Here is a 22690-nt window from a genome sequence, read left to right as displayed (position 1 = left end):
TTTATCCCTCCAACGCTTTGCGCATCTGTTCTCTCGAATGGGTGTGCATGTAGCGCTTGTACAGTCCGCCCCGTTCGTGGTTGAGTGCCTTCCCCTCTTTTCATTACAAGAAAGCACAGTCGATCTATCCCTTTTGCCTTACCGGCTGTCGCGGGCGAGTTTGCGTATGTCGTGGCTGGTGAATTTAATGTACAAACGATTTCCTCAACTCTCGCTATCCTGTAAGTTAGAAAAGGAATTCTGTTTTATTTGCTTTATTTGTTTTAAGTAAGAGGATCTATGAGCCACGATCACAGTCACCATGTTAGTAATTACAATCGTGCGTTTGCCATCGGCATTGTTCTCAATGTCTTTTTTACAACGGTCGAGTTTATTTATGGTTTTGCGGCTGATTCACTCGCGCTGATTGCCGATGCCGGACACAACTTAAGCGATGTGCTGAGTTTATTGCTCGCTTGGGGCGCAAGTGTATTAGCCAAAAAAGCCGCGACCGAAAAACGTACTTATGGTCTTCGTAAAGTGACTGTGGTGGCTTCTCTGATCAGTGCTGCCATGCTATTGGCGGCATTGGGGATTATTGCTTGGGAAGCGATAGCGCGATTCTCAGAACCCGCGCCTGTTGCAAGTATTACCATGATGGTAGTGGCTGCGATTGGTGTGGTGATAAATACGGCCACCGCACTCTTGTTTATGGGAGGTCATCAGCACGACTTAAACATCAAAGGCGCATTCTTGCACATGGCGGCCGATGCGGCGGTGTCTTTAGGTGTGGTGATTGCTGGTGCACTCATTTGGTGGAAAGGCTGGTTGTGGGTCGATCCTGTTATCAGTCTATTGATTGTCGCGGTGATTTTCATAGGCACATGGAATCTACTAAAAGATTCCATGAACTACACATTAGATGCTGTGCCAGACAAAATTGACATGCTGGCACTGAAAAAGTACCTAGAAAACTTGCCAGACGTCGCCCGTATTCACGATCTACACGTTTGGCCGTTAAGCACCACAGAAGTGGCCTTAACCGTGCACTTGGTGATGAAAGGCAGCACACAGGAAGGTTTCCTGCATCAAATCCAACATCATCTACACGATGAGTTCTCGATAGAACATGCTACGATCCAAATAGAAAGCGAAGCAGACGAAGCACATTGCTCGTTAGAGCGTCCGCACTGAAGTATGATTTAGCATTTCTATATCGAGCCCAGTGCCAAAGGGTGTGTTTACTTTTACTCTTTGGCTTCGCTCGTAACCATGGCAGTCATGCCATCCCTGCATACCATTTTCGTCAGGAAAAAATAATGAAAGATTTATTGCTCATAAATAATAGATTTGCTGCTTCTGCGGTACTTGTTATCGGAGCATTGTCGATTAATGGCTGCGCTGAAAAATCCCCCCATCCAGAAAATTTTGGCGTAGGTGCAAACCCAACGTTACCTGAACCAGAGCACGACTTGATACCGACGTTAAAAATTGCGCCGGCGATAGGATGGCCTGCTGATAAAACGCCAGTAACTGTTAAAGGCACACAGGTAAACCTGTTTGCCAAAGGATTAGACCACCCTCGTTGGTTGTATGTTTTGCCCAATGGCGATGTGCTTGTTGCCGAAACTAACGCTCCGGCCAAACCAGATGGCAACAAAGGATTGAAAGGTTGGGTGATGGGATTGGTCATGAAGCGCGTTGGAGCAGCTGTACCAAGCGCTAATCGCATCACTCTACTACGCGATAGCACTGGCGATGGCGTTGCTGATATTCAAACTGTATTTTTAAAACCTTAACTCCCCTTTTGGCATCGCCTTAGTGGGTAATACTTTGTATGTCGCTGATTCAGATGCAATTTTAGGTTTTCCATATCACACGGGTGACAAGCAAATTACAACACCTGGAAACAAGCTAATAGACTTGCCTGCAGGCCCTATCAATCATCATTGGACGAAAAACATTCTCGCCAGTGCCGATGGTACTAAGCTTTATGTCAGCGTTGGTTCTAACAGTAATGTCGGCGAAAACGGCATGGAAGCGGAAGCAAAGCGCGCGGCGATTTGGCAAGTGGATATTAACTCTGGCGCCTCTCGGGTCTTTGCCAGCGGTTTGCGCAACCCAAATGGTATGGCGTGGGAGCCTACTACAGGGAAATTGTGGACGGTAGTTAACGAGCGCGACGAACTGGGTAATGACCTAGTGCCAGATTATTTAACCTCGGTAATCGATGGCGGATTTTATGGCTGGCCGTACAGTTATTACGGGCAACATATTGATACCCGAATTCAACCGCAACGTCCTGATCTTGTCGCGACAGCCATTGCGCCAGATTACGCGCTAGGCTCACACGTGGCGCCTCTCGGTTTAACTTCATCTACCGGAACTAGCCTACCCTCAACGTTCAGCAATGGTATGTTTATCGGCGAACATGGTTCATGGAATCGTCGCCCACCGAGCGGCTATAAGGTTGTTTTCGTTCCCTTTGTTAATGGACAACCTTCCGCTGATCCAATCGATGTCGTAACTGGCTTTCTTAGTGAAGATGGCGATGCCTATGGTAGACCGGTTGGCGTAACCATTGATAAAACTGGCGCATTATTAGTAGCGGATGATGTGGGTAATACAATTTGGCGAGTGAGCAAAAACTAAGACTCAACATTTATTTATCAACACTCGAATGTCAGACAAACTTTGCTCTGACATTCGACCACAAAACAAACATCGATATTCCTCTTGCCGCTCTATTTATTTAAATTTAGAGCTAGCCGATTTCACCGCTTTGCTGAGCGAGTTCCACGCACTGTCCATACCTGCTTTTAGATCCTCCCATGCATCGTCGTTGGCTTCTTTCAGTTCGGTAATTTTTCGCTTGGCCGATTCTCGCATCGCATGCAGCTCCTCGATTTGTTTCGAGTACTCAATTTGCGCGTCAGCTTCTGAACTGCGGGCTTTTGCTTTGAGCAAATCAATTTCTGCGCTCCACTCGTCTAATTGTGCTTGGAGTTTTTTTTGGTAAGCTTCTTTCATGTTCATTGTCTGATCCTTTTTTTAAAAACATTTAATTACTGTTTTTACAATAGTTGCTAATACCTTTCCATTGGTCCAACCAGCTTGCTCACTCGTGTACCTGCGGTGCCTTTAACGATTGATTCAAGCTCTTCTAATGATCCAATGGCGGCGACTTTGCCGGTCTTCTCGGCAAACTGTCGAGCAGCGTTAACTTTCGGTCCCATGGAACCAGTAGCGAAGTCGTAGTTGGCGAGATCGATAGGATTTATGCTTTTAATGCCACGCTGTTGTGGCGTCGCCCAGTCCAGGTACACCGCCTGAACATCAGTCGCCATGATGTATAAATCGGCCCCCAGTTCCCGCGCGAGTAGTTCGCTGGATAAGTCTTTATCTATCACGGCTTCGACGCCTTTTAGAGAATGATCCGCGTCATACATAGTAGGAATGCCTCCGCCGCCACTGGCAATAACGATGGTGTTTTTTTCTAATAACCAACGAATCGGACGAATTTCAAAAATGCGCTTTGGCAAGGGCGAAGCCACGACTCGACGCCATTTTTTTCCGTCTGGTTTTATCGTCCAGTTGTTGTCTTTGGCGAGTTTATTGGCTTCCGCTTCTTCGTAAACGGGGCCAATAAACTTGGCGGGATTCTTAAACGCGGGGTCTTTCGGATCGACTTCTATCATGGTTAATAGTGTTGCCAATGGCCGTTCAGCGGGAACAAGGTTGCCCATTTCTTGTTCTATCATGTAACCAATCATGCCCTCGGTTTCGGCACCGAGAACATCCAGAGGATAAAGCTCATCCGGCTTATAGGCGTTGCCTTGCAGTGCCAATAAACCGACTTGAGGGCCATTACCATGAGTGATAATTAGCTCATTATTGATGGCTATTTTTGCTAAGGCTTGCGCTGCGATTTTAATATTCTCGCGCTGGGCTTGTGCCGTTAATGGCTCGCCACGTTTTAACAAGGCGTTACCACCCAAAGCCACTACAATTCTCATATTCCAGTCCTTTTAATTAGACGTCATTTCCTGTCAAGTCGTTACGAGTGCAGTAGTCTTGAATGTTAATGACCCAAAGTGGCGACCAACATGGCTTTAATCGTATGTAAGCGATTCTCCGCTTGCTCGAACTGAATACCTGCTTCCGATTCAAACACTTCGTCGGATACTTCCATTTCTTCAATGCCGAATTTTTGGAAGATCTCTTCGCCCACGTCGGTGTCCCGATTATGAAAAGCGGGTAAGCAATGCATAAACTTGGTGTTGCTGTTGCCAGTCGCCTTCATCAAATCGCTATTTACACGGTAAGGCGTGAGTAATTTGATGCGCTCTTCCCAAACAGAGTCAGGCTCGCCCATAGAAACCCACACATCCGTATGAATAAAATCACAGTCTTTCACTGCGGCGTTTACATCTTCGGTAATAGTAAGTGTCGCGCCATAGCGTTTTTCTAATTCTCGTGCAGGTTTTAAGAACTCGTCGCTCGGCCATAAGGATTTAGGCGCAGCAATACGCACATCCATACCCATTAAGCAGCCCGCAATCATCAATGAATGCCCCATATTGGAATGAGCATCGCCAACAAAGGCATAGCTGATTTTATTCAACGGTTTGCCGCTGTGCTCGCGCATAGTGAGCAAATCCGCCAACATTTGTGTTGGATGAAATTCGTCGGTTAAACCGTTATAGACTGGCACACCAGCGTATTTCGCTAGCTCTTCTACAACATCCTGACCAAAGCCACGATATTCAATCGCATCAAACATACGACCCAACACGCGAGCTGTATCTTTCATGGATTCTTTCTTACCGATTTGCGAACCAGAAGGGCCTAAATAGGTGATCTGTGCGCCTTGATCAAACGACGCCACTTCAAATGCACACAAGGTACGAGTCGAGGACTTCTCAAAAATCAGACAGATGTTTTTACCCTTCAAGCCCTGCTGTTCCATGCCTGAGTACTTCGCACGCTTTAAATCGCGAGACAAATCCAACAAAAAACTCACATCTCGCTGGCTAAAATCCAACAATTTTAAAAAATTCTTATTTCGTAAATTAAACAAAATATTTACACCTTATATCTTATTGATTAAAAAATACCCACAACTACTGATGACGAAAAAAACTGCAGCATCATGACGTAGCGAGCACTAATACCTACTTAGAAAGAGACAAGGCAAAAGTAGACGAATCTACTTTTAACCATGTATTAACGAGCGTAGCGTTCATGAATTAAGAAGCATCATTAATAAGAGACAGGATCACGCCACACCGGACACGTCATACAATGACCGCCGCCTCGGCCTCGGCCTAGCTCTGCCCCGCTCACGGTAATCACTTCCACGCCCGCTTTGCGAAGCAAGGTATTGGTGTAGGTATTTCTGTCATAAGCGACGACAACACCAGGCTCCAGCGCGATAACGTTGTTGCCATCGTCCCATTGCTCGCGTTCTTTCTGATAATGGTCGCCACCAGTTTGCACGACGTTGAGTTTTTTGATGCCTAAGCAGTCCGCTGCGAGTTCAAATAGGTGTTTCTTTTCTTTACGGAAATCAATTTGTCCAGCGTGATCACCTGGCCGCAGGCTGTAGCATTGGATCTCATCACAAACATCGGTAAAGGCGGTTACAACGTCGCGATCACAATGACTGAATACAGTATCAAGGTGCATAGCAGATCGAGAACGTGGCATTTGGCAAGCTATCACACGGGTAGCTGCACCTTGCTCGAACAATCGTTTGGCAATTTGTCCAACGGCTTGAGGTGAAGTACGTTCACCCATACCGATTAACACGCTGCCATTGCCCCACGCCATGACATCGCCGCCTTCTGCGGTGGCTGGACCATGATCCTGATCTGGATCGCCCCACCAGATTTTGAAATCGCCATTGTTAAAGGCTGGCGCAAATTCGGGATGGAAACGATACACCGCGGTGACCAACAAGGTTTCTGGTCGACGTGCTGGCCAAAACATTGGATTGACTGTGACGCCGTTATAGATCCAACTGCTGTTATCACGTGGAAACTGAGTATTAGGAAGTGGAGGAATAACAAAACCATCACCACCGAGATAATTACCAAACATGCCATGAGGCTTAAAAGGCAATTCGTGAACGGAAATCCCGCCAATCAAGTAAATGGCTAATTGCTCGGCAGACATATCATCAAGCCAGCTGCGCAACTCATTTAACATGCCAACGCCCACTTGATTTTCGCTAATGCGGCGGTCAAGAATCCAATTTCGAGCGCCTTTATCGCGCACGGTTTCTTCTAATAATTGACCAAATTCCAGCACTTTTACGCCACGACTTTCCATTTTCATGCAAAAGTCCATGTGGTCGGTACGTGCCTGCTGAACCCATAACACATCGTCGTACAACAATTCCGCGGCATTGCCGGGAGTAAGACGAGAATGAGCAAGACCCGGACGGCAAACGATAACTTTACGCAGTTTGCCAACTTCGGAGTGAACGCCAAATTCGATCATAGTTTTTTCCTTTTAGTGAGAACGCACTAATGAGAACGTCTCACGACTATTGATAGGTGAAAATGTGCTTTATTTAGTTTTATGTATTGATTCACATAGCCGAATAGGTAACGGCTTATTCAATTAATGCGATAACACTGAGAGAGCCCATAATGATGAGACAAAGGATTAACAGCAGCGGCCAAATGAAGCGCAGCCATCTTTCATAAGGGACTTTCGCAATAGCAAGCCCACCCATCACCACAGCAAAAGTAGGATTAAATAAATTCACTAAACCATTGGCAGACTGGTACGCCGTCACCACCAATTCTCGGCCCACGCCAGAGAAATCAGCCAGCGGCGCCATGATCGGCATAGTTAACACCGCCAAACCAGACGAAGAAGGAACAAAGAATGACATCAACACTTCAATACCAAACATCACGTTGATAAACATCACATTCGACAAACCGCTTAGGCTTTGTTCGCCCAAATGCAAAATGGTATCTGTCATGTGACCTGCGTCCATGATGACGACTATGCCACGAGCAATACCAATGATGATGGCGACACCTAATAGATCTCGTGCGCCATTAATAAAGACTTCCGTGAAGGTTTTTTCACCCATCCAAGTAACAAAACCGATCAGCACAGACGAAGCAATAAAGAGCGCGCCCATTTTTGCCATCCACCAGCCTTGGCTCGACACCCCCCAAATCATCACCGCAAAGGTTAAAGCAAAAACCACCAAGACAAACTTCTGATTCAGCGTCAGCATAGCCTCGCCATCGGTATGAACTTTTTTACAAAATTGCGCTTCGATGTCCGCTTTATGATCCGCCACAATAGACAATTCTGGGTTTTGTTTAATTTTTGCCGCATAGCGCATCACATACACGACACATGCTAACCATCCCGTTAGTAAAATAAAGAAGCGTAAAACCATGCCTTGCGTGAAGGGAATATCGGCAGCATTAGCGGCGATAACGGTCGCAAACGGATTAATGGTGGAACCAAGCGTTCCTATGCCAGCACCCAACAAAATAATGCCCACCACCACTACAGAGTCGTAACCTGCGGCGATCATCACTGGAATCAACAAGGCATAAAATGCCAGCGATTCTTCCGCCATTCCATAGGTGCTGCCGCCGATAGCAAACAGCGCCATCAGAATCGGAATCATCCATTTTTCATGGCCTTTCAGCTTCACCATTGCGCGTGAAATCCCCGTATCAATCGCGCCTGTTTTGGTGACGACACCTAGAAATCCACCAATAATTAACACGAACAAAGCCACATCAATGGCGGCAGCTTCGTAACTGTCTGGATTATAAAAACCCGCAATAGGCGCAAGGAAAACATCCACCACACCTTGTGGGTCAGAGTCCACTTGCTGATACGTACCCGGTACAGGCACTTCCTTACCTAGCGTTACATTTTCAACACGTTCGTATTGGCCTGCGGGCACAACCCAAGTACCTGCTGCCACCAAGGCAATCAGCAAAAACAAAATGGTATAAGCTGTTGGAAATTTAAATGTCATCATTAACATCCTGTGAAAATACGGGTACTTTTTTAAAAAATAAAAACCACAAATTGAACATTCAAAAACACGATACAAACCATGCTTTTATTAAATTAAAAAGGCAATTAAAACATTCTGAAAAACTGATGGTGGTCACATTTTTATTAGATAACAAAAAAGCACCTTGACAATAATCTCCATTATCAAGATGCTTACCTTTGAAATTACTATTCTTTATTTTCTTTTAATATATCCGCTGGAAATTCCACTGAATTAATAGTTAAACCATTTAGAATAGCAGCAGGTCTAGACATTTCGGTATTCGAAATGACAATATCTACTCGACGATTATGCTGACGCCCAATTTTAGAATCATTGGTATCTAATGGATTACCCTCACCATTCGCTACCACAGTTAAACGACCAGAATTAATGCCTTTGCCAACTAAATAATCTCTGACTGCTGAAGCTCTATGTTGGGACAATTTAAGATTAAGCGCCTCGCTGCCAACGCTGTCGGTGTTACCCTCTATCACAATGCTGCGATCTTCATACTTATTGAGGAATACAACTAACTTATCGAGATCAACCAGCACACTCGGTTGCAACTGAGCTTTGCCCGTAGCGAAAGACAAATCCCCTAACGTCATGATCATGCCGCGATTGGTCGCTTTTGCATTTAGCATTCCAAGTTGTCGCTGAAATTCTTGACTACGATTGTGCTCTGCATTGGCTTCCATACGCAGCTTTTCCGCATCGGCTTTAGACTGCATTGCATCATTACGCGCCATATTCACTTCGCGATCTCTTGCCGCTAATTTGGCCTCGTTACGCTGCTGACTAAGCTGCTTGCGTTCTAAAACCAACAGGCGACTTTTTGCCCGTGCTTCAGCAATATCGACCTTACGATCTGCAACCATTACAAGATGACGACCTAGTACTTCATCCTTTCTTGGCTGTTCTGCAGACAGCAATGCTTGTTCAGCGTCGTTAAATTCTAACGGCGCAGATTGAGTCAGCTGAGAATCTATTTGCAAATGAATTAACTTGGCACGTACGTTATCCGCGCCCTCTGGCTTAGATGCTGGCGCAGAACAACCAGACAGTACAAGCAAGGATGCCATACCAGCCACTTGATAAAATCGAATATTTAATGCACTCATGAGCCCGCTCCCATATTGCGATCCATTTCTTGTTTCAAGACCTCAATGCCCTCTTTTATTTCATCATTCACCTGCTGCTCTTTAATCAAGGTCGCTTTGGCGGATGCTAACTCGGCATTTACTTGAGACTCTTGCGCTAAGTAAACGGCTAAAGGCATTTGCTCCATTTCTATTGCTGCCCGTGCTTGCTGTAGCTTATTTCGTGCTTCAACTAGTTCAGGTGATGGATAACCGTTAACGCCATTCCTATCTGCATCGGCAATGGCCGTTTCTGCGGCTTGTAAAGCGCCGTACATCTTGGGCTGTGGATTATTCGAACAGGCTGTCGTAAGACAACTACCGCCACCACAGATGAGCTTTTAAGCGCATGACGACACGATGAAAAAAACAATCCTTTCATAATTTGACTCATAAATTATGTCCTCTTAAATCCCTTAAGCATGCTCTGATGAGCTATGAGGGTGTTGAAATAAAAACAATTAAAAACTGTCGAACTTCGAACTAGAACTCAGGCACATACTTTAATTATTAAAAATCTCTTTTTAAAAAATTAAATACAACTCAATCAATTTACATCAATTTTTTGCCCCCTGTATGTACGCCAACACACAAAGAAAAAATCATCCGATAGAAAATACCTCATAAAAATTAAATTAATAAAAAATATTAATAACTAATAGAGCATCAAAATATTCCCACTAAAATATTTACACAATAACCCACTCTATAAAAAACAAAGTGCATATAAATGCACTGTGTACGCAAACGCACTGACGAAATAAATTAAGAAGAATAGGCTCTAGCAACAAATCATTTGACCACCAGCATCAGCTGACTAAATCAAACATAAGGAATGCTTCACCATGAATTACCAAAGTGTTAACCCTTACGATGGCAAGATTCAAAAATCCTTTGAGAATATCAGCGATAAAGAACTTGAAGATAAAATGGCAACCGCCGCTGAGTGTTATCAAATCTGGCGTAATAAAAGCTACGACGAGCGTGCCGTTATCATCGCCAAAGCGGGAGAGATACTGCATGCCCGTGCGGATGAATTCGCCAAAAAAGCAACACTTGAGATGGGTAAACGAATCGACGAAGCCCGTGGCGAGGTCGAATTCAGCGCCCGAATCATGGCGTATTACGCAGAAAACGCAGAACGCTTTCTTGCCCCAGTCAAACTCGACCCAACTCGCGGCGAAGCGTACATGGAAAGCAGCCCGATTGGCTTGATCCTTTGTGTTGAACCTTGGAACTTTCCTTACTATCAATTAGCGCGAGTCGCTGGCCCGCATCTCATGGCTGGCAACGTCATCTTGATCAAACATGCGGCCTGCGTACCGCAATGCGCCGTTGCCTTTGATGAATTATTGACAGAAGCTGGCGCTCCTGCAGGCTTGTATACCAATTTATTTATCTCTCACGAACAAGCCAACAATCTAATTGGTGATCCTCGTATAAAAGGCGTCGCGCTAACCGGTAGCGTCCCAGCTGGCAGCGCGGTTGCATCTAGTGCAGGTCATCACCTTAAAGTATCGTCCATGGAATTAGGTGGCAGTGATGCGTTTATCGTCCTTGAAGATGCCGATCTAGAAAAAGCCGTCAAATGGGCAGTATGGGGGCGCATGTACAACGCAGGCCAAACCTGTTGCGCAGCAAAACGCTTTATCGTTATCGAAGAATTAGCCGACAAATTTCTGGATAAATTTCAGGCTGCACTTAGCGCACTCAAACCTGGCGACCCAATGGACCCCAAAACCACCCTTGGCCCTTTGTCTACTGAATCCGCGTTAATCGGTTTGCTCAAGCAAGTGGATGCCGCAGTCGAGCATGGTGCAAAAGTACTGATCGGTGGCCAACGCTTCGATCAAAAAGGCGCTTTCATGCAGCCCACTATTCTCACCGATATCACACCAGACAACCCAGCATACCGTGATGAATTCTTTGGCCCAGTTGCGATGTTTTTCCGCGTGAAAAACGAAAACGAAGCGATTGCGCTGGCAAACGACTCTGACTTCGGTCTTGGCGGTTCGGTTTACACCAAAGACATCGAACGTGGCAAACGTGTCGCCAGCCAAGTTGAAACCGGCATGATGTTCATCAACAACATCGACTGGACGGATGCAGAATTACCTTTCGGTGGTATTAAGAATTCGGGTTACGGACGTGAACTCGGCAACATGGGAATTCAGGAATTTGTTAACAAAAAATTAGTGCGACTAGCCACTCTCGATGCTCCAGAATAAGGATCTCGTCATGTATGTGAACCTTGCTATTTTAAAAGAAACGCATCCCCATGAAAGACGCGTTTCCTTAGTACCATCACTCACCGCTAAATTAATCAAACTTGGCGCTCGGTTGCATATGCAATCGGGCGCTGGTGATGCGGCTAAACTGTCAGATTCCGCCTATCAAGACGTCATTTTCATGGATGACCGCCATGCCTTGGTCGAAGACGCAGATGTGGTGTTAGCTGTTCAGCCGCCGGCTATGTCGGTCATTAATGCTATGAAACCGGGCGCGATATTGATTTGTTTCGTTTATGCGGCGAATGAGCCGGAGTTTGTTCAATGCTTGCTCACCAAAAAAATCACCTGTTTTGCCATGGAACGCATTCCACGTATCTCTCGTGCTCAGTCAATGGACGCATTATCCAGTCAATCGGCTTTAGCGGGGTATTATGCAGTCGCCCTTGGTATGAGCAATATGACTAAGGTGCTACCTAAAATCACCTCGGCGGCAGGTGTCATTGGCCCAGCCAAAGTCTTAGTGATGGGCCTTGGTGTCGCAGGACTCGAAGCCATCGCTACAGCGCAACGACTTGGTGCGGTTGTTGAAGGCTACGATGTTCGCCCAGAAACCAAAGAACAAGCATTGTCTCTAGCAGCAACCTTTGTCGACACAGGCGTTGATGCCACTGGCAAAGGCGGTTATGCCCGCGAACTCACGCCCGAAGAAAAAATCACCGTCAATAAAGCCCTAACAAAACACATTCAAGCAGCCGATTTGATCATCACCACAGCCGCTATTCCTGGCAAAGCGTCTCCTAAACTAATTAGCAAAGCACAAGTCTCTGGCATGAAACGCGGCTCAGTGATTGTCGATTTGTCTGCTGATGGCGGCGGTAATTGTGAAGCATCAACACCCGGCGAAACGACTCATATTGATGGCGTCACGATAATCGCTCCATTAAACGTGCCATCCATGCTCGCAGCGGATGCCAGCGAGCTTTACGCCAAGAACCTGTTCAACCTGCTCGCCCTAATGATGAAGAACAACATAGTCGCCATCGACTGGGAAGACGAAGTGCTTGCCGATACTGCTCTCACCCACGATGGCAAGCTTTGCGACGCAACTAAAACAGATAAAACAGATAAAACAGATAAAAAAGCCAAAGCAAAATCTCAATCTAAATAACCTAAAAAAACCGATAACCAAATTAGACAACCAAACCGCAAAAACGGTTTGAATAGCATAGGAAGTGAGTGATGAGTTTTGATTTCACGATTACGGGCTTTGTCGCCCTGTACATATTCATGCTGGCAGGATTCGCAGGCTGGGTCATCATCGGCAATGTGCCAGCTATTTTGCATACACCGCTGATGTCCGGTTCCAATTTCATACATGGCATTGTGGTCGTTGGTGGGCTTTACACACTCATTAACGCCAGCACGACGCAGGAACAAGTTATTGGCTTTTTTGCTGTTCTGCTAGGCGCCGGCAATGCTGCAGGAGGCTACGCGGTGACAGATCGGATGCTGGCGATGTTTAAGAGCAGTGAACCAGCCAGCAAACCACATCGCAGCCACGCTTCGAAAAAGAAACACTAAGGACACAATCATGCTCACTCTTTTAGCGCAACTGACTATCGGCGCTGCCAACCTTGTGGCCGCTTTTCTTTTTCTCTTTGGTCTCAAACGCATGTCCTCACCAGCCACCGCCGCGTCTGGCATTCGTTTGGCTGGCATCGGCATGGTCGCCGCTGTGTTGGCAAGCTTTCTCTACGTTTTGAACATTGATGACAGCGTAAAGCCTTATCTACTAATGAATATCACCCTCGCCTTGCTGGCCCTTGCAATTGGCGGTGTCGGCGCATGGCTTGCCGGACGTAAGGTCGCCATGACGGCTATGCCGCAAATGGTCGCCATTTATAACGGTATGGGCGGTGGTGCAGCAGGTGCCATCGCCGCAGTGGAGTTATTTGGCAATAACGCCCATGACGCTAGTCAATTGATTGTTACCTTACTTGGTGCATTAATCGGTGCCATTTCTATGTCCGGCTCTGTGATTGCCTGGGCAAAACTGCAAGGCGTAATCAATAAGCCATTAAGAATAAAGAGCCAACAAATCATCAATGGAGTGGTCTTTCTTGCTGCCATCGCTGTGGCAGGCTGGATCGTCTTTGTCACACTGAGTGGCGTTAATCCGCTTCTATCCATTTCAAGCTGGACTTACATCTTCTTCGCCATTGCTCTGATATTCGGCATATTAATGACCCTACCAATTGGCGGTGCAGACATGCCCGTGGTGATCTCTATCTACAACGCCTTCACTGGTCTGGCAGTGGGTCTTGAAGGCTTCGTTTTAGGCAATCCGGCTTTGATGATTGCCGGCATGGTGGTTGGTGCCGCTGGCCTATTACTAACCTTGCTAATGGCAAAAGCCATGAACCGATCCGTCGCTAATGTGTTGTTTACCAATTTCGGTGACATTGTTAAGGCCAAACATGGCGCGATAAAAGGAACCGAGCGAGAAACCGCAGCGTCAGATGCTGGTATTGAAATGCGCTATGCATCAAGCGTTATCATAGTGCCGGGCTACGGTCTTGCTGCTGCTCAAGCACAACAAAAGCTCTACGAATTTGTCAAATTACTCCAAGCCGCAAAGGTTTCCGTCAAGTTTGCTATTCACCCTGTTGCTGGCCGTATGCCGGGGCAAATGGACGTGTTATTGGCCGAAGCTGGTGTTCCTTACGATATTATTTTCCAACTTGATGACATCAATGAAGAATTCGCCACAACGGATGTGGTGCTAGTAATTGGCGCCAATGATGTAGTCAACCCTGCAGCAAGAACAGATAAGTCCTCACCCATTTTCGGTATGCCGATCTTGAACGCTGACAAAGCCAAACAGGTTTATGTCATCAAGCGAGGCCAAGGCAAAGGTTATTCGGGCATCGTCAATGCCCTGTTCTACTCACCCAATTGCAACATGGTATTTGGTGATGCTCAGGCCGTACTGATCAAAATGATCGAATCCGTGCGTAGTTTGGGTAAGGCGTCATCCTAAAAGAATCTTCGCTAAAGAGAGCCTATTCACACTCTCTTTATTTAGCACATTAACTCAATAGGAACCTGTTATGACTAAAAAAATGCAAGCGGCTGTCGTCGAACAATTCGGCGAAGGCCTCCTTCTTAAAGAAATGGACATTCCGACTCCAGGTCCGGGACAGATTCTGGTTAAAACCGAAGCCTGTGGTGTTTGTCACACCGATTTGCATGCTGAAGCTGGCGACTGGCCGGTGAAACCCTCTCTTCCGTTCATTCCCGGTCATGAAGGCATCGGTATTGTGGTGGCACTAGGTGAAGGAGTTACAGCGGTAAAAGAAGGCGATCGTGTCGGTGTGCCTTGGCTCTATTCTGCCTGTGGTCATTGTGAACATTGTCTTGCTGCTTGGGAAACCGTGTGTGGCGAAGCCGAGTTCGGCGGCTACACCAAAAATGGTGGTTTTGCTGAATACATACTCGCCAACCCAAATTACGTGGCTCACATTCCTGCTGGCTTATCTGCCACAGAAGCTGCGCCGCTGATCTGCGCGGGCATTACCACCTACAAAGGTCTTAAAGAAACCAAAGCAAAACCAGGTGACTGGGTGGTTATTTCTGGTATCGGTGGCCTTGGTCATTTGGCTGTTCAATACGCTAAAGCCATGGGCTTGCACGTTTGTGCGGTTGATATCGATGATAAAAAGCTCGAACACGCCACCCAACTTGGCGCGGATGCAGTGGTCAATGCCAAACACGAAGGCGCGATTGAAGTCGTAATCAAGGCAACAAACGGCGGTGGTCATGGCGTATTAATCACCGCACCTTCACTGATTGCTTTTAATCAAGGGGTTGCCATGACACGTAAACGTGGCATTTGTGTATTGGTTGGTTTGCCACCGGGTGAATTCCCAGTGCCGTTATTCGATGTGGTTGCTAACTGCGTCACCATTCGCGGCTCGTTCGTGGGCACACGCCAAGATATGGCCGAAGCATTAGCCTTTGCTGCCGAAGGCAAAGTAAAAGCTGACATTGAGCTACAGCCATTGTCTGCCATTAACGATGTCTTTAAACGTCTGGAAAATGGTGATGTTCCGTCACGAGTGGTCATTAATTTCGCATCGAGCTGAGCTAGTCCATTAACAGCTAAGTACTAACACCCTTCCCTCGGTTAACGCCGAGGGATTCTTTATTACAAGCGACCTAATTTAAAGGGATAACTTCTTATGCTACGCAGCATGAACGATTTAGAAAAATACACCATTGCTGCCAGCGACGGCCATGTGGGTATGGTAAAGGACATTTTGTTTGATGACTTAACGTGGGTGGTACGCTATTTCGTCGTGGAAACAGGGCTTTGGCTGATGCATCGCAAGGTTCTTATCTCTCCGATTTCCATTCAAAAACCCAACCGCTGGGAACATATCCTTCCGGTGTTAATTACCACAGACCAAGTAAAAAACAGCCCAAAAATCGACACAGACCAACCCGTCTCACGCCAGCATGAAATGGATTATCTGGGGTTTTATGGCTACCCAAATTATTGGGGCGGCACGGGGCTATGGGCTGGTGGTATGTACCCTTATTTGATGTATCCGGGCTATATCGATTCGCTCAATGGAGACGAAGAAATCCACAAGGCAGAAGTGGCTCATCAAGCCGTTTATGACGCAGAAAACCAAGAAAACCAAGAAAACCATCAAAACAAAGACCCTAATTTGCGTAGTTGCCAAGCCATCATCGATTATCACGTACACGCAAAAGATGGCGACATTGGCCATATTGCAGAAATCTTAGTAGAAGAAAACACTTGGGCGGTGCGCTATTTGGTGATCAATACCAGCAATTGGTGGGGAGGACATCAGGTACTGATTTCGCCAGAATGGATCAAAGACATTGATTGGCTGGACGAATCTCTCACTATTGATCTGACTCGTCAATTGGTCAAAGACTCACCAGAATACAACTCAACTGAACAGATTAATCGACACCAAGAAGCGGAAATGTACGAGCATTATGGGCTAACTGGTTATTGGGCTCGTGCGCCAAAAGCCAATCTAGTGGCACCACAATGAAACCATTAACGATTCCTCAACCAAGCCATTGGGAATCAGGCTTTGACTCACAACGTGGACAGTCTGATCGGCTGCCACATGTCCTTCTCAGTACAGTTCAAATGACCGAAGCTGACCGATTAACCATTGCCTATGGCATCAATGCAATCACTCTAATGGAAAACGCTGGCCGTCCTGTGGCAGACGCTATTATGAATCGCTGGAGCTTGCGGCCAGTATTAGTACTTTGCGGCCCCGGCAACAATGGCGGTGATGGTTTTGTCGCTGCTCGGCATTTGGCTGAAGCAAACTGGCCAGTGCGCGTCGCGTTACTCGGCACTCGTGATCAGCTTCGTGGCTCTGCGGCACATCATGCTTCTCTCTGGAATGGACCCGTTGAAACGCTCACGCCCGATGCTCTAAACGGCGCGGAGCTGATTGTCGATGCGATATTTGGCGCGGGTCTAACTCGTCCCCTAGAAGGCGCGGCAGTGGAGACTCTTGCGGCAGCGGCGGCTAAAAAATTGACCATCATCGCGGTTGATGTGCCAAGCGGATTAATGGGCGACACTGGCGAAAATATGGGCGCGGTATCTTGCGCCCTTACACTAACCTGCTTTCGTAAAAAGCCCGGCCATCTGTTGCAACCAGGGAAAAGCTTGTGCGGTGAACTGGTCGTCGCCAATATAGGAACACCTGCTTCCGTGTTTGTCAGCATTCCACCTGATACTTTTGAGAATCACCCCGCGTTATGGGCTGACAATCTGCCATTATTAAATCAACACAGCAACAAATACAGTCGAGGGCATGCGCTGGTTTGGGGCGGCTGGCCAACCACTGGCGCGGCTCGCATGGCGGCGTTGTCAGCGGCTCGTGTCGGCGCTGGACTGACAACTATCGCGGTGGACATGAGCCAGAGTTACCTTGCTCTTTCTGTGTATGCTGCAACACTGACCTGCATTATGGTCAAGCCAATTCATCGACATCAAGACTTGGCTATACTGCTTGGTGATAAACGCATTACAGGTTTACTGATTGGTCCCGGCGCAGGTGTTGGTCCCGACACCCAAGCACGAGTTTTGACCATGTTAAAGTCTGGACAGGCAACCGTTCTCGATGCCGATGCGCTTACTTCATTCCAACATACGCCAACCGATCTTTTTGATGCGATCACCGGCCCATGCGTGCTGACACCACATGAAGGCGAATTCAGTCGTTTATTCAAAGGCGTGGTCGACTCTTCGTATAACGACAAGCTATCTCGCGCTCGTGCTGCAGCTAAAGCAAGTGGTGCCATCGTCATACTTAAAGGCAACGATACCGTCATCGCCGCCCCAGATGGACGTGCCATCATCAATGCTAATGCGCCATCAACTTTGGCAACCGCAGGATCTGGCGATGTGTTGGCAGGCATAGCGCTCGGTCTACTTACACAAGGCATGGAACCTTTTCTTGCCGCTGCGGCGGCCGTTTGGTTGCAAGGTGCAGCAGCAAACAACTTTGGACCAGGATTAATCGCGGAAGATTTACCCTATCGCTTGCCTGCCGTCTTTAAACAACTGGCCCTGCTGATGAAACAAACAGACCGCCATTTTTCAGAAACGGAAGCGACAATCGAGTTTTCTGCATCTCATTAAGGAAAATGGATAGATTCGCACAGCTCAGAATGAACGACTCTGTACTTTTTATTCATCTATTTTGATCGGAGACTGACCATGCAATTCAATGATTATTACAAAACGCTAGAAGTAGAACTCACCGCATCGACAAGAGAAATCAGAGAGTCTTATCGCAAACTTGCCCATAAATATCATCCAGATATTTCTGAGCAATCAAATTGCGAGCCAATATTCAAAAAAATTACTGAAGCCTATGCGGCGCTCAAACCAGCAAACAAACAATCAGCTCACAGAAGCTCGTCAATGAATGATGTCATCACACTAAAACATCATTTCAGATGAGTGAATCAGGCTGACTTTTTCGGCAACACATAGGGCAATAAACGATCAGTCTCTGTCTTCACGACGGCGTAACATTCGCAGCTCAATTCTTCGAGTTTTGATCTGTCTAACACGGTGATATGACCTCGGTGATAATCGATCACGCCGAGCTTTTGTAATTTGCCAGCGGCTTCGGTGACGCCTTCACGGCGTACGCCTAACATGTTGGCAATCAATTCTTGGGTCATGGTGAGATGGTTATCGGGCAAACGATCTAAAGACAATAACAACAAGCGGCATAATTGTTGGTCGATAGAATGGTGCCGATTGCATACAGCGGTTTGCGCCATTTGCGTGATCAAGGATTGCGTATAACGCAGCATCAACTCCAGTAGCTTACCGTGTCGATTAAACTCTTCCGTTAACATGCTGCCTTTTAGGCGATACGCATGTCCCGCACTTTGCACCACCGCTCGGCTAGAAGTACTTTCGCCGCCCATAAACAAGGCAACGCCAATTAAACCTTCATTGCCAACTACGGAAATTTCGGCAGACGCGCCACTTTCCATCACGTAAAGCAAAGACACAATGGCATCAACAGGAAAGTGTACGTAAGCCAATTTGTCGCCCGCTTCGTACATCACCTGCCCTAATTCCAGTTTTTCCAATTCAAGAAAAGGAAAGATACGAGTTTGAACTTCCTCAGGTAAGGCTGCTAAGAGATGGTTTTGTAACGGCGAAAAGGTCGTATCGATTGCATCATGCATAGGAAAAGTCTTAAATTTTTTTAAAGTGAGAAAACCAAATCGCAACAAAGCGATAGAATGAGATCGTTTCACGAAGTCACGAGCGAAGCCAAGACGAGGCAAAAATAGACGAAAAAGCAGAGTTTATGGGTTATAAATGAGCATTTTGAGTCTATTTTTAACAAAGTATTGGCAAGCACAGTAATCGTGCAATGATCTCAAGACATTTCTATCGTTTTGCTACTCAAAGTTCTGTGCGCTAGCGAACACACTACTCTCTATTAAAGTGCAACCTACGATTTATTCACTGAAATCATGATCTAGATTCTAATTTAACGCATTAAATCCAGAGAGGACATCGGATAACTCTTCATCGATGTCACTCTGACGCAGACGGTGAAAGGTTTTATTGAGGTTTTCTTGTATCTCATCAATGTTCTTTTCGGCGCGCTGCATGGCAGCAAGTCGACTGGCGTTCTCACTGGCAAGCGATTCCGCACAGGCTCGAAAAAGACTGACAAACAGATATTCACGTACAAAAGCGCGACGAGTTTGATCTTGATCTGGCATCACTTCAACAAGGTTATTACTTGGCCAATTAATAGCAACAAGCTCTTGTCGCCAAGCTTCATCCAAAGGCAAAAGCTGCTGACTCACGGGTCGAGAAATCGAATTAGCTTCTAGTTTATGGTGAAACAAAAACACTTGATCAATCAGACCCTGATCACGTTTTGCCTCCAGTTCGATTAAAATTTCCCCTACTAATGCCGTAATGGTGTTGATCGAATGGGGTAATTCAAAGCTTTCTTCGGTCTTTAAATCCGTATCTAACAAGCGAGACTCAACTCTCTCCCCAACTGCCCAGACCATTTTATTGCCCGATAATTTTGCCAAGGAGTCGACCACAAACTCGACCATCACTTCATTAAACTGTCCGACTAGACCTTGATCCGAACCAAACACAATCACGCCGATGGCGGGTGCATATTTCTGAGATCGATTAACTATCACCGCAGGCTGTTCTAATTGTGCAGTTTGCGACAAACACGCCGACAACCCCAATTGTACGTTTCGATAATAATCATCCAGCGAATGTACAGCTTTTTCATATTGACCAATGCTCGAAGACGCGATGGTTTTCATACTGCGCACTACAGATTCTAAGTCTTGGGCGCTGGTAATTTTGTGACGCAAACTGGCGATACTGTCTGTCATGCTGGCGCACCTGAATCTGTGTCGGTGCTGAAGGCTTCAAGCGCTTCGCGCGCTAGCTCCAGAATCACCGCTTTATCTTCTTTACTTAATTTATTAGTACTTTCTAAACGCTCTGCAATATCATCGGTGATATTCGCAGCAGCATCCCGAACGGCTTGCTCCGCGGCTGGCATATTGTCTAAGTCAATGTCATCAAACAAATCTGCGGTCAAAGCAACTAAAACGGCGATTTGTTCCGCCATGGACACCGGCGAGAATTCTGGCTGCTTCAAGCAAGCTCGGATGCGTCGACCATGTTCAATAATTTTCAGCGTATCATCGTCTAATCGAGCGCCAAAACGCGCGAAGGTTTCCAATTCTTCAAATTGCGCATAAGCCAATTTAAGATCCACAGTGACACCACGATACGCTGCTCTTTGTGCTTTACCACCCACACGAGACACAGATTTTCCCACATCAACCGCAGGCAAAATACCCAGTTCAAATAAGGCCGGCGAAAGGTAAATTTGCCCATCGGTAATGGAGATAAGATTGGTCGGAATGTACGCCGAAATATCCTGCGCTTCGGTTTCAATAATTGGCAACGCCGTCAATGAACCGCCGCCGAGTTCCTTGCTCAGATGCGTCGCTCTTTCTAACAAACGCGAATGAATATAAAAAATGTCGCCGGGGAAGGCTTCTCGTCCTGGTGGACGACGCAACAACAAAGACAATTCACGATAAGCTCGAGCATGGTGCGTCAAATCATCGTAGACAATCAGCACATCACGACCTTGCTCCATAAAATATTCCGCAATGCTAGTCGCGGCGTACGGTGCAACATAGGCCAAGCCCGGTGGCTCGTTGCCTTCTGTCACTACCACGACTGTGTATTCCATCGCGCCTTGTTCCCGCAACGTGGCAATAACTTTGGCGACACCTGACGCGCGTTGACCAATAGCACAATAGACACACAAGACGTTTTTGCCACGCTGATTGAGAATCGTGTCCATGGCTATCGCCGTCTTGCCGGTTTGTCGGTCACCAAGAATCAATTCTCGCTGCCCACGACCTACCGGTATCAAGGCATCAATCACCTTAATACCCGTTTGTAAAGGCACACTCACGCCTGCTCGATCCATAATGGCTGGCGAAGGTCGTTCGATGGGTAAACGCTCGGTAGTGCCCAGATTGCCCTTGCCATCCAAAGGTTTACCGATTGGATTAATAATGCGACCAATCAAGCCATCGCCAACCGGCACATCAACCACATGACCAAGCCGTTCGACTTCATCACCGGCTTGCAAATGCCAGTATTCGCCAAGCAACACCACGCCAATTTCGTCTTCATCGACATTGAACGCGATGCCATAAATATCACCGGGAAAAAGCAATAACTCGTCGTAGCCAACATTGGGCAAGCCAGACACCTTAGCAATACCCGTGGCGACACTGATAATCTTGCCAATTTCTCGTGGTGACAAAGCGGGTTCGAACGATTCCCGAGCCTGTTTTAAATCAGAAAATAACGCGTCAAACATCGACATCATGAAGCCTGCTCTTGGCTTTTATCTTCAACTGCATTATGAGAAAGCATCACTTCATTGACTCGCTTGGTCAGAGTGGCAAGGTAATCAGCAATACTCCAACCGATCTTCTGACCGTGGGACTTTATCTCAATCCCGCTGATCACATCTGGCTCGGTGATAAATTGAATTTCGATCGAATCCGTTAACAACTTATTGAGGGCTGTTTTAATAAGCACATTTTCTTCTTCGGCAAGATCAAACGCAGTATGGACGACTAAAGCCTGATCTGAATCTTTAAAAGCTGACTGCAGGCTGTTTTTTTCATCGTCACTTAGCGTATCCAAGCGTTGCACAAAAATAGCAGCCATGCGCGCTTCTAAGCTGGTTCCTGCAAGATCACTGAGTGCTTTGCGGACAATAGCGAATACTTCTTCTCGTGCGCGCTGGCTCAAGGTATCTTGCAAACTTAGCTGTTCATTTTTAAGCGCCAATTCCAATTTACTGCGCAGCGCGTCAGACTCTTGTCGAACCGATTCCAACAAACGTGCTCGCTCGGTTTTCGCTTCTTCGCCTACTGTGTTCATCTTCGCCGTGCGTTGTTGGTCGAATTCCGTGTTCTTTTGTTGGAATTCCTCGCGTTGCTGCTCAGCCTCGGCTCTTTTGCTATCGGCGTCGGCCAGCTCATCAGCAATGCGTTTTTCACGCGCGTCAATCGTGTTCAAAATAGGACGATACAAGAAGTGTTTCAGCAACCAAACTAGGACCAGAAAATTAATCAGTTGCGCAATGATGGTGAACCAATCGATTAGCATG

The 22690-nt window shown here is 46.7% G+C and carries 23 protein-coding genes; 12 read left to right on the top strand and 11 right to left on the bottom strand.

The annotated features are described in order from the left end of the window. Positions 1–279 precede the first annotated feature (279 nt). From CCS02_RS03145 to CCS02_RS22325, 3 genes are all read left to right on the top strand, one after another. Complete coding sequence (locus CCS02_RS03145; protein WP_100635747.1) at positions 280–1173, top strand: cation diffusion facilitator family transporter; 894 nt, start codon at positions 280–282, stop codon at positions 1171–1173. Between the two features lie 125 nt (positions 1174–1298). Continuing rightward, complete coding sequence (locus tag CCS02_RS22330; protein WP_232728807.1) at positions 1299–1778, top strand: hypothetical protein; 480 nt, start codon at positions 1299–1301, stop codon at positions 1776–1778. Between the two features lie 22 nt (positions 1779–1800). After that, the gene (locus tag CCS02_RS22325) at positions 1801–2631 is read left to right on the top strand and encodes a PQQ-dependent sugar dehydrogenase (protein WP_232728806.1); all 831 of its coding nucleotides are present in this window, start codon (positions 1801–1803) and stop codon (positions 2629–2631) included. A gap of 96 nt (positions 2632–2727) precedes the next feature. On the opposite strand, the gene CCS02_RS03135 is transcribed toward CCS02_RS22325, so the two are convergent. The 5 genes from CCS02_RS03135 to CCS02_RS03115 all read right to left on the bottom strand — a co-directional run bounded on the left by CCS02_RS03135 (position 2728) and on the right by CCS02_RS03115 (position 8005). Beyond that, positions 2728–3015 carry a coiled coil domain-containing protein gene (locus CCS02_RS03135; protein WP_100635744.1) on the bottom strand — a complete coding sequence of 96 codons (288 nt, stop codon included), beginning with the start codon at positions 3013–3015 and terminating at the stop codon, positions 2728–2730. Positions 3016–3065: 50 nt separating this feature from the next. Then, entirely contained in the window at positions 3066–3995 is a 930-nt protein-coding gene (arcC, locus tag CCS02_RS03130; RefSeq protein WP_100187812.1) for a carbamate kinase, read from the bottom strand. 65 nt (positions 3996–4060) lie between these two features. Beyond that, entirely contained in the window at positions 4061–5062 is a 1002-nt protein-coding gene (gene argF, locus CCS02_RS03125; RefSeq protein ID WP_100187811.1) for an ornithine carbamoyltransferase, read from the bottom strand. Positions 5063–5241: 179 nt separating this feature from the next. Continuing rightward, positions 5242–6483 carry an arginine deiminase gene (locus tag CCS02_RS03120; RefSeq protein ID WP_072842264.1) on the bottom strand — a complete coding sequence of 414 codons (1242 nt, stop codon included), beginning with the start codon at positions 6481–6483 and terminating at the stop codon, positions 5242–5244. Between the two features lie 115 nt (positions 6484–6598). Next, the gene (locus tag CCS02_RS03115) at positions 6599–8005 is read right to left on the bottom strand and encodes a YfcC family protein (protein WP_100635743.1); all 1407 of its coding nucleotides are present in this window, start codon (positions 8003–8005) and stop codon (positions 6599–6601) included. Here CCS02_RS03115 and CCS02_RS22120 point away from each other — a divergent pair. Next, positions 7999–8175, top strand: coding sequence for a hypothetical protein (locus CCS02_RS22120; RefSeq protein WP_157807967.1), 177 nt, complete (start codon positions 7999–8001; stop codon positions 8173–8175). The two genes, CCS02_RS03115 and CCS02_RS22120, sit on opposite strands and share 7 nt — an antisense overlap. A gap of 39 nt (positions 8176–8214) precedes the next feature. Here the strand turns inward: CCS02_RS22120 and CCS02_RS03110 are convergent, their stop codons facing one another. Next, positions 8215–9150, bottom strand: coding sequence for an OmpA family protein (locus CCS02_RS03110; protein WP_100635740.1), 936 nt, complete (start codon positions 9148–9150; stop codon positions 8215–8217). Further along, a complete protein-coding gene (locus CCS02_RS03105; RefSeq protein ID WP_100635738.1) occupies positions 9147–9446 on the bottom strand; it encodes a DUF4398 domain-containing protein in 300 nt (99 codons plus the stop codon). The genes CCS02_RS03110 and CCS02_RS03105 overlap by 4 nt, the downstream gene beginning before the upstream one ends. A 567-nt stretch (positions 9447–10013) precedes the next feature. Between CCS02_RS03105 and CCS02_RS03100 the strand changes: the two genes are divergently transcribed. From CCS02_RS03100 to CCS02_RS03065, 8 genes are all read left to right on the top strand, one after another. Continuing rightward, the gene (locus CCS02_RS03100) at positions 10014–11396 is read left to right on the top strand and encodes an NAD-dependent succinate-semialdehyde dehydrogenase (protein ID WP_100187808.1); all 1383 of its coding nucleotides are present in this window, start codon (positions 10014–10016) and stop codon (positions 11394–11396) included. 10 nt (positions 11397–11406) lie between these two features. After that, positions 11407–12567, top strand: coding sequence for an NAD(P) transhydrogenase subunit alpha (locus CCS02_RS03095; protein ID WP_100635735.1), 1161 nt, complete (start codon positions 11407–11409; stop codon positions 12565–12567). A 71-nt stretch (positions 12568–12638) separates the two neighbouring features. Then, positions 12639–12980: an NAD(P) transhydrogenase subunit alpha gene (locus CCS02_RS03090; protein ID WP_012069672.1), complete on the top strand. Its 342-nt coding sequence runs from the start codon at positions 12639–12641 to the stop codon at positions 12978–12980. A 10-nt stretch (positions 12981–12990) separates the two neighbouring features. After that, positions 12991–14439: an NAD(P)(+) transhydrogenase (Re/Si-specific) subunit beta gene (locus CCS02_RS03085; protein WP_100187806.1), complete on the top strand. Its 1449-nt coding sequence runs from the start codon at positions 12991–12993 to the stop codon at positions 14437–14439. Between the two features lie 70 nt (positions 14440–14509). Next, positions 14510–15544, top strand: coding sequence for an alcohol dehydrogenase AdhP (gene adhP / locus CCS02_RS03080; RefSeq protein WP_100635730.1), 1035 nt, complete (start codon positions 14510–14512; stop codon positions 15542–15544). A 96-nt stretch (positions 15545–15640) separates the two neighbouring features. Next, on the top strand, positions 15641–16489 hold the full coding sequence (locus tag CCS02_RS03075; protein WP_100635728.1) for a PRC-barrel domain-containing protein: 849 nt from the start codon (positions 15641–15643) through the stop codon (positions 16487–16489). After that, positions 16486–18105 carry an NAD(P)H-hydrate dehydratase gene (locus CCS02_RS03070; protein ID WP_100635727.1) on the top strand — a complete coding sequence of 540 codons (1620 nt, stop codon included), beginning with the start codon at positions 16486–16488 and terminating at the stop codon, positions 18103–18105. Before CCS02_RS03075 ends, CCS02_RS03070 begins: the two co-directional genes overlap by 4 nt. Positions 18106–18183: 78 nt before the next feature. After that, the gene (locus CCS02_RS03065; RefSeq protein ID WP_100187802.1) at positions 18184–18429 is read left to right on the top strand and encodes a DnaJ domain-containing protein; all 246 of its coding nucleotides are present in this window, start codon (positions 18184–18186) and stop codon (positions 18427–18429) included. A 5-nt stretch (positions 18430–18434) separates the two neighbouring features. On the opposite strand, the gene CCS02_RS03060 is transcribed toward CCS02_RS03065, so the two are convergent. From CCS02_RS03060 to CCS02_RS03045, 4 genes are all read right to left on the bottom strand, one after another. Further along, positions 18435–19175 (bottom strand): Crp/Fnr family transcriptional regulator, encoded by a 741-nt coding sequence (locus CCS02_RS03060; protein WP_100635726.1) that lies wholly within the window; start codon positions 19173–19175, stop codon positions 18435–18437. 306 nt (positions 19176–19481) lie between these two features. Further along, complete coding sequence (locus CCS02_RS03055) at positions 19482–20369, bottom strand: F0F1 ATP synthase subunit gamma (protein ID WP_100635724.1); 888 nt, start codon at positions 20367–20369, stop codon at positions 19482–19484. Beyond that, positions 20366–21898: an alternate F1F0 ATPase, F1 subunit alpha gene (locus CCS02_RS03050; RefSeq protein WP_100635723.1), complete on the bottom strand. Its 1533-nt coding sequence runs from the start codon at positions 21896–21898 to the stop codon at positions 20366–20368. Before CCS02_RS03050 ends, CCS02_RS03055 begins: the two co-directional genes overlap by 4 nt. Next, on the bottom strand, positions 21895–22689 hold the full coding sequence (locus tag CCS02_RS03045; RefSeq protein ID WP_100635721.1) for a F0F1 ATP synthase subunit delta: 795 nt from the start codon (positions 22687–22689) through the stop codon (positions 21895–21897). The genes CCS02_RS03050 and CCS02_RS03045 overlap by 4 nt, the downstream gene beginning before the upstream one ends. Between the last annotated feature and the right edge of the window lies 1 nt (position 22690).

This window comes from Marinomonas sp. ef1, assembly GCF_002806845.1.
Taxonomy (GTDB): Bacteria; Pseudomonadota; Gammaproteobacteria; order Pseudomonadales; family Marinomonadaceae; genus Marinomonas; species Marinomonas polaris.
This window is presented reverse-complemented; position numbering and strand designations above follow the sequence as displayed.